Source organism: Nostoc sp. FACHB-888 (genome assembly GCF_014696655.1).
GTDB lineage: Bacteria > Cyanobacteriota > Cyanobacteriia > Cyanobacteriales > Nostocaceae > Nostoc.
The window spans coordinates 1-7,371 of record NZ_JACJQM010000197.1; the positions used below are offsets into that span (position 1 = coordinate 1).

Here is a 7,371-nt window from a genome sequence, read left to right on the forward strand (position 1 = left end):
AGTTGAACTAGCTGATTTCTTTTCACGGCGAAATCCTCAACTCGATGCCACTCAATCTCGACTGATTGCGACAACCGTAGTCAAAGTCTCTAATGAACTGCTGTGGCTTTCATTCACGCGTGAGCCACTTGAGCGCAAACAACTAGTGAAGGAAACCAAAACCTTAATTACTGCCTATTTGCAAACATATCAAATTTAACTATCTTCAACATCTCCAATACTTGCTTCCGCCTTTGTGATAGATGCTTTTGCCTCTATGAAACCCAAAAGTTCTTCTTCAAACGCATTCAAATACGGGCGTTTCAACTCCACCAGATGCTTCAGCACAGTACTTGGGGGATCTTTCAAGTTCTCGTTTTCCCGTAATCTACTGATGCGTAGGCGTAGCCCGCCGTAGGCATCGCAAAGGAGCTGCATCTGCTGACATTCCGGCTCCAGGTAATTCAGTGGTTTCAAGTGGTCAATTCTAACGGTGTACTGCCCATACCAGAAAAAAGATTAGCTGGTAGTATTTATGTAATATACTAAAACCACATAATACCTTTATGCGAATTGAACCATACGAAGATAGCCAACTTGATACCATCAAAAGTCTTTCACTCCGCGCATGGAGTCCGGTCTTTGATTCGATTCAAAAAGCGATGGATATTGAGGTGTATCATTCATTCTACCCTGATGGCTGGCGTGTAAGCCAGCTTAATGCTGTCGAGTCCGTCTGTACTACAACAGACACAAAGGTGTGGGTTGCCATCGACTCTAATTCAACCGTGGGCTTTGTAGCCGTGAAACTCCATTCAGAGAGTAGTATGGGAGAAATCTACATGATTGCCGTTGATCCAGATTATCAACGTCTTGGCATTGGAGCTGCTCTGGTCGAGTTCGCTCTTAATTGGATGAAAGCTGCTGGGATGTCCCTTGCTATGGTCGAGACTGGAGGCGATCCTGGTCATGCACCAGCACGTTGTACCTATGAAAAGCTGGGTTTCGGGCTGTTACCAATTGCCAGGTACTTTAAGAAGCTGTAAAAGGTATTGAGACAGGATATTTGTAAAACCCGCATTTCGAGCCTCACTAATGCTTTATTTCTCGTTGCTGAACAAAGCTTTTTAGTCAAAGTTTTATTTTGTAGAATCACTTACAGCATTGTGGCATTGCTTCTTTGTTGCATTAATCTCTAATTTCTGACTCCAGAACCTTCAACAATTTCTTTTCTAAAAAGTCAGTTTTTGTGGAGCTATTGTTAATGAGCGTTGTATTAGCCAATACCAGTTTTCCGTACTCAGTTTCCGGACGGAGGTAGAAGCAAAATAGAACCATAGCGGGAGTAAACAGCCGCAAATCACAAGTTTCATAAAGAATAGTCTTGGCAATTTCTTTAAATTACTAGTCAATCCTTCGGCTGGAGAAATTGTCTATCTTTCTAAACAATCAGGAGTTTCATTATGAAGCCAGGACAGTACTTTACTCGCATTATCGGCATCATCTTTACTGTGATTGGTGTCATGGGGTTTATTGCAGCTTTTAAAACAGCGCCTGCAACTACACCTCATGTGGCTGGGCTTTCATTCACAACTGGCTACGGTGATCTGCTGGGATTGTTCCCCGTCAACGTCTTACACAATATTGTTCACCTTATTGTAGGCGTTTTAGGCATGGTGGCATCCGTTTCATTAAGTAGCGCCCGTCTTTACAGTGGAATGCTAGCCATATTTTACGGGTTGCTTACTCTCATGGGGCTTTTTCCTCCTACCCAGGCTACTTTAGGTCTTATCCCTATTTTTGGCAATGATATTTGGCTTCATGGTATTACTGCTGCGATCGCCATTTACTTTGGTTTTATTGCCACACCAGATTTATTGGAACTCAGTTCCGGGGAAAGCCACAGTCTTAGCCAGAAATAAATTGTTGCCTAGTTTTATAGTCAATTTTGTTTGTAATTTGTAGCATTGGGCTGACCAATCACGCCCACTGTCTCCAACACAGGATCTTGTTTTCAGTTCTCCCTCAGCAGTAGCTTTTATAGCACAAAAGCTCCTAAACCGAATCTTCGTGCCAGATTTCCCACCAACACACCACTCATTCCTCCAATAGCCCTACTGATGTAGGGCTTTCGCCAATACTCTGCTGACATTCCAAATTCAAGTAATTGAGGGGCTTCAGGTGGTTAATCCTGAAATTGTAATTTCCATCGATTTACAGTTTGAGCTAGATGATCCACATTTTCCATCTAATTTCTGCGACTTCGCACCAGATTTACTACCAACACCTTACCCCATCACTCTAATAGCCCACATCAGCAAGCTTATAAGGTAATGTCTGCGATCACTGCTGTTTTCATCAGGGAGACAGCATTTTATCTTTTTCAAAATGCTGCCTCCTATTTTACTTGTTGCTTCCGTAGAGAAAACCTCAAGTATTAATGTCCACCTGAGTTCACTGGAGGGGTTGTTGCAAGGAGCTGAAGTTCCCATGCAAGGGCCACTGCACTAGCACCGCCATGCTCAAGAAGAATCTCTGATACACCCGCAGATGTTTCTGTGCGTGCCCAGTCACGTTGCCATTCAGAAAGTACAGCCATCCAGTTAATTGGAACTGCACCAGCCTGAACCATCCGGCGAACAGCCATGTCATGAGCTTCCGCAGTAACACCGCCCGAAGCATCGGTAACGATGAATACTTCATAACCCTCACCAAGCGCCTGAATTGCTGGCATTGCGAGACAGATCTCGGTGTAAAGCGCAGCAAGTATAAGTTGCTTGCGACCACTTTTCTTCACGACCTCTGTAACGTTTGGATCTTCCCAGGTATTGATGAAAGTGCGGTTGATCGGTTTTTGATCAGGAAAAACATCCTGTAGTCCCTTGATGATGTAACCCCCTCTTTCTTCAATTACTGTGGTCAGGATTGTTGGTACATTGAACACCTTTGCCGATTTGGCAAGACCAATAACATTGTTAATGATCATGGTCGGTTCATGGCTGTTCAAGTTGGTGAACTGATAAGGCTGGTGGTCAATCAGTACCAGGATGCTATCTTCTGGACGAAGCAGTCCTTCCAGTCCGATTTCTGGATTTTTAGACATTGAACTCTCTTATGAGTACTGCATCAGATTCTTGTCTGATTCGACTTTAGTGTATTGAGTTCTAATGCTTGGTGTCTTTCAGATTCTTAGGGTAAATTGTCAGATTCTTATGGTGTTAACGAATCTGCTTGGGTGTCATTCCAGTGAGGCGCTTAAACTGTTGCGTCAGATGGCTTTGACTGGAGAAGCCGACTTTTAGGGCGATGTCTGCGATCGCCAAATCTGTTTTCAACAGCATCAATTTCGCCTGTTCCACACGCTGTTGAATCACGTACTGATGGGGCGAAATCCCTATTTCTTGCTTAAACAAACTCGCAAAGTAAGTGGGGCTGATCTTAACAACACTTGCCAGTTCAGCTAAGGACAAATCTCGATTCAGATGAGCGTGGATGTAATCGATCGCCTGGTGCAACTGGGTACGAGTTAAGCTGCAGTTCTGTGATGCAATCGGTTGCGTTAGGGTTGAATAGCGTCGCAGTAAATGAATCACCAGAATTTGAGTGAGTGATTCGACATATAATTGCCCCATCATCCCACTCGATCGCAACTCAGCTAATATCAGCATGCCAATCTGATGAAGTTGCAAATCTTGCTGACCAAAACAAGGTACGAGGTCGAACTGGTTCGAATCAATGTCAGAGGCTTCAGCAACTTGTTGAATCAGTTCTGGTTTTAAGCAAATGTATAGCGGAGCGCAAATAGCATCGCTCTTATCTCGATACCAGTAGCTCGACTGGCCAGCCGGCACAAAAAAGTTGTCCCCTTCGTAAAGGGTTGACTCATGCAGGCGACCGTCCCGTTTTTGAATTAAAGGGGTGGGCTGTCCTATGTGTAAATTGAGCCAATGATCTGAGAGGGCAGAGAGTTCTACGTCAATAGCTGAAGCAGGACTTTGACACTGTTCAACCAAGACACCATCCCATTTCATTTCCCGACTGGAGAACATCAGCGTTTTATTAGTTCGCTGGCTGAGTTCGAGCGAGTTGAGCAGGTTGCTGGTCATAGAGCTTGCTCTCACCGATTGCTTGCAGTTGCAGAATAAACACGTTTTAGCTTTTTTCAGCCTGATTCTGGCGCAGCAAAAACAGTCGCCAGCCAAAAATCCAAAACCAGTGTACTCTACAGCGTGATGCGCGATCGATGCTTCCCCCATTGGAAGGATTTCACCAACCCAGTCAGCAGATCATTACTGAAGGGCTGCTGTTGCCTCAATCTCAACTAATGTTTCTGGGGAGGCGAGTGAGGCAATACCGTTCAAGCGGTAAAACCGCCATCAATTTTGAGGCTCGAACCGGTGACAAAGGCGGCTTCAGGACTGGCGAGATAAGAGACCATGCCAGCCACCTCGCTGTCCATAGCGACCAAGGGCAGTCATCTCAATCATGACTGCGGCAAGGTCTGTATCTGCGGGATTCATATCGGTGCCGATCGCTACTTGGTCGCAACGTTTCGCGCTGCCTTTCGACTACTGCGCTACAAACCCACCATCTACCAGCAATGTTGCACCTGTTGTGAACGATGCCAGGTCAGATGATAAAAACCAATACCTTAGCCAAAACAAGAGTATGAAGAGGTAGGGCGCTTCGTAGTAGAGTTATTGTCTCTCACAACGACAACTCAAAAACTACAAGCCACCCATGCCAGACATCTTATCACTCTTACAATGCTTGCTACCGCAGATAAACGCTACAACGATGCGGCAATTGAACCAGATAATCCATGCCATGTTAGCAATGAGCGATCGAGTCACGATGTTGGGGATTTCTCGTTGGGCAGGCGTTGGTGGTAGTTATCGAACGATGTTGAGATTCTTTCATACAGTAATACCTTGGGCTACGTTGTTTTGGCTATTTTTCCGCAAGCATTTGTTCCGTGTGAATCAGGTGTATCTGCTTGCAGGAGATGAAGTTGTAGTGAGTAAATCAGGTAAAAAGACTTATGGGTTGGATAGATTCTTTTCTAGCCTAGTAAATAAACCGATATCAGGACTATCTTTTTTTGCATTATCATTAGTAAGTGTCGAACAAAGACACTCATTTCCGATTCGAATAGAACAGGTGGTAAAGAGCGATATAGAAAAAAGTAGTGTATCGCTAAGACCAGAAATAAAAGCCAAAGAAAAACGTGGACGTGGACGACCAAAAGGGAGTAAAAACAAAAACAAGACCGAAGTAATTCTCACATCTGAATTACTAAGAATTAAGAAGATGATTAGCGAGCAAGTCTTGTTGATAGCTAACTTTATCCCACTCACTTACTTAGTCTTAGATGGTCATTTTGGAAACAACAATGCTTTGCAGATGGCTCGACAGGTCAACTTGCATATAATTTCCAAGTTACGCCACGATTCAGCATTATACATACCTTACCAAAATCCTGGCCCCAATCATCGTTCACGCCGTAAATACGGGGAGAAACTGGACTGGCGTAATATTCCTGATGAATATTTGCGTCAAAGTAGTATTGAAGAGGATGTCCAAACCGATACTTACCAAGCTAGTTTACTGCACAAAGAATTTGCCCAGTCCCTGAATGTAGTTATTTTGGTGAAAACAAATCTGAAAACTAATGTTCGCAGTCACATCATTCTTTTTTCTAGTGACCTAAAATTGTCATTTGAGAAAATAATTGACTACTACAAACTGCGCTTTCAAATTGAGTTTAACTTCCGTGATGCCAAGCAATTTTGGGGATTGGAAGACTTTATGAACATCGGTCAAACTGCGGTAACTAATGCTGCTAATCTAGCATTCTTTATGGTTAATTTATCTCATCATCTTCTCACTGATTTCCGCACCCTTAATCCCGACTCCGGTATTATTGACCTTAAGGCTCATTATCGTGGCTTTCGATATGTCCATGAAATCTTAAAAATGCTTCCCGAAATCCCTGAGCCTATTTTATTAACCCAGATTTTTGCCAAGCTTACTGCTTTAGGACGTATTCACCCCGTTTCCACTGGCGTTGAACCCTTGTAAATTGGCAGAGGTATTGTCAATTAAATACATTTAAACCTGAGCAAATTGATGGTTCAGAAGAAAAAGAAATTACCTTACAAATGCGTGACAATACTGCATCATTTCAAGGAATGCCATATCTCTTATACTTTGTTTTACCAAACCTTTATTTCCATGTAACTACAGCTTATGACATTCTCAGGCACTGCGGTGTAGAACTTGGTAAACAAGACTTTCTTGGTCAGCCTTAATCAGAGCAATATCTAACGTCATCATTGCTATTCGGTATTGCATAAAATTCTCTACTCTCTTTGAGGGCGTTTGAAAAGTATGTTTTGTATCAGAAGTAGCGTAGCCAAGCCAAAGCAAGGAAAAATTAGGATTCTTCCTTTTACTTTGTGACACTCAAAATAGCGAATCATGCCTATCTTCAGCTTTTCAAACATCCTCTTAAAGATGGAGAAAGCCTCTACACTTGACATTGATTAAAAGGTTCTCGAATAAAATAGAGTGCATTGCGTTTTTGAACTTCCATACCGCCTCTATTCCAACTGATCCAACGAGTTATAAATTTTTTCCCTTGTTCACGATGTTCAATAGCAACAGTAAAGTTATTACGGAGTTCCCGATAACATCCATCCAAATTCGTTAAGGTCAAATCCAGTACTGGGATATTAAATTTATTCTCCCCTTTATTGGCAACAAAAAATCCTTCACTGCTTCGCTCCATTAGCAATACAGTCGGGCTATCAACGCCTGTTAAAATATTTTCTTTGATATTTTTTCCCTGATTTCCTCGTTGATGCATAATCTGGCGGAATTTTACACCATATTTGAGAAAAGAAGAATCTCTATTATCCCAGTTCAGTATTAAAGGAGTACCACTTTCCCTCGCCAAAACATAGGCTGTTGCAAGATATGAGTCAGAAGGATCGCTATAGGGGTTAATCGCATTGGAATTAATCTCAATTTAAAAAACGGCTTTGCATTAAATCGACATTTAAAAAGTGGCTTTACATTAATAATATAGTGTTATCGGCGATTTCGGCAAGATGGAATGTAGTATTGGTTTTATCCAAATCGATAACCAAAACCTCTTACAGTCACAATGTATTCAGGACGACTTGGATCTACCTCTAACTTCTCACGCAACCATCGAATGTGAACATCAACTGTTTTAGTATCTCCAAAGAAGTCTTCTCCCCAAATTTTGTCTAGTATCTGTTGTCGCGTCCATACCCGCTGTGTATAACTCATAAACATTTCTAGTAAACGGAACTCTTTCGGAGCTAAATTCACCTGTTCACCCCGAAGCAGAACACAACACTCTTG

General features: G+C 42.6%; 10 protein-coding genes and 2 pseudogenes. 6 read left to right on the plus strand and 6 right to left on the minus strand.

The window, feature by feature from the left end:
- Window positions 1-199 (plus strand): annotated as a pseudogene (locus H6G26_RS36335) (TetR/AcrR family transcriptional regulator); the annotation flags it as partial.
- On the opposite strand, the gene H6G26_RS36340 reads toward H6G26_RS36335, so the two are convergent.
- The gene (locus H6G26_RS36340) at window positions 196-417 is read right to left on the minus strand and encodes a hypothetical protein (RefSeq protein WP_190736276.1); all 222 of its coding nucleotides are present in this window, start codon (window positions 415-417) and stop codon (window positions 196-198) included. The pseudogene H6G26_RS36335 and the gene H6G26_RS36340 overlap by 4 nt on opposite strands.
- Before the next feature lie 128 nt (window positions 418-545).
- Here H6G26_RS36340 and H6G26_RS36345 point away from each other — a divergent pair, with 128 nt between their 5' ends.
- Both H6G26_RS36345 and H6G26_RS36350 read left to right on the plus strand, forming a co-directional pair.
- Window positions 546-1,025, plus strand: coding sequence for a GNAT family N-acetyltransferase (locus tag H6G26_RS36345; protein WP_190736278.1), 480 nt, complete (start codon window positions 546-548; stop codon window positions 1,023-1,025).
- Window positions 1,026-1,442: 417 nt separating this feature from the next.
- Window positions 1,443-1,901: a DUF4383 domain-containing protein gene (locus H6G26_RS36350; RefSeq protein WP_190736280.1), complete on the plus strand. Its 459-nt coding sequence runs from the start codon at window positions 1,443-1,445 to the stop codon at window positions 1,899-1,901.
- A gap of 515 nt (window positions 1,902-2,416) precedes the next feature.
- Here H6G26_RS36350 and H6G26_RS36355 read toward each other — a convergent pair.
- The 3 genes from H6G26_RS36355 to H6G26_RS43325 form a co-directional block, all read right to left on the minus strand.
- Window positions 2,417-3,082 carry a hydrolase gene (locus H6G26_RS36355; RefSeq protein WP_190736282.1) on the minus strand — a complete coding sequence of 222 codons (666 nt, stop codon included), beginning with the start codon at window positions 3,080-3,082 and terminating at the stop codon, window positions 2,417-2,419.
- A 115-nt stretch (window positions 3,083-3,197) separates the two neighbouring features.
- The gene (locus H6G26_RS36360; protein ID WP_190736284.1) at window positions 3,198-4,085 is read right to left on the minus strand and encodes an AraC family transcriptional regulator; all 888 of its coding nucleotides are present in this window, start codon (window positions 4,083-4,085) and stop codon (window positions 3,198-3,200) included.
- Window positions 4,086-4,336: 251 nt separating this feature from the next.
- Window positions 4,337-4,438 (minus strand): SDR family oxidoreductase, encoded by a 102-nt coding sequence (locus H6G26_RS43325; RefSeq protein WP_347242575.1) that lies wholly within the window; start codon window positions 4,436-4,438, stop codon window positions 4,337-4,339.
- A 26-nt stretch (window positions 4,439-4,464) separates the two neighbouring features.
- On the opposite strand from H6G26_RS43325, the gene H6G26_RS43330 reads away from it, so the two are divergent.
- The 3 genes and pseudogenes from H6G26_RS43330 to H6G26_RS36375 all read left to right on the plus strand — a co-directional run.
- Complete coding sequence (locus tag H6G26_RS43330) at window positions 4,465-4,659, plus strand: hypothetical protein (RefSeq protein ID WP_242054185.1); 195 nt, start codon at window positions 4,465-4,467, stop codon at window positions 4,657-4,659.
- A gap of 60 nt (window positions 4,660-4,719) precedes the next feature.
- Window positions 4,720-6,060 (plus strand): transposase, encoded by a 1,341-nt coding sequence (locus H6G26_RS36370; RefSeq protein ID WP_190736286.1) that lies wholly within the window; start codon window positions 4,720-4,722, stop codon window positions 6,058-6,060.
- A 20-nt stretch (window positions 6,061-6,080) separates the two neighbouring features.
- Window positions 6,081-6,290, plus strand: a pseudogene (locus H6G26_RS36375) (DUF1993 family protein); the annotation flags it as partial.
- A gap of 218 nt (window positions 6,291-6,508) precedes the next feature.
- Here H6G26_RS36375 and H6G26_RS36380 read toward each other — a convergent pair.
- Entirely contained in the window at window positions 6,509-6,937 is a 429-nt protein-coding gene (locus H6G26_RS36380; RefSeq protein ID WP_199327248.1) for a hypothetical protein, read from the minus strand.
- 173 nt (window positions 6,938-7,110) lie between these two features.
- Window positions 7,111-7,371 (minus strand): helix-turn-helix domain-containing protein (locus tag H6G26_RS36385; protein WP_190736288.1); only part of this gene is annotated, 261 nt, incomplete at its 5' end.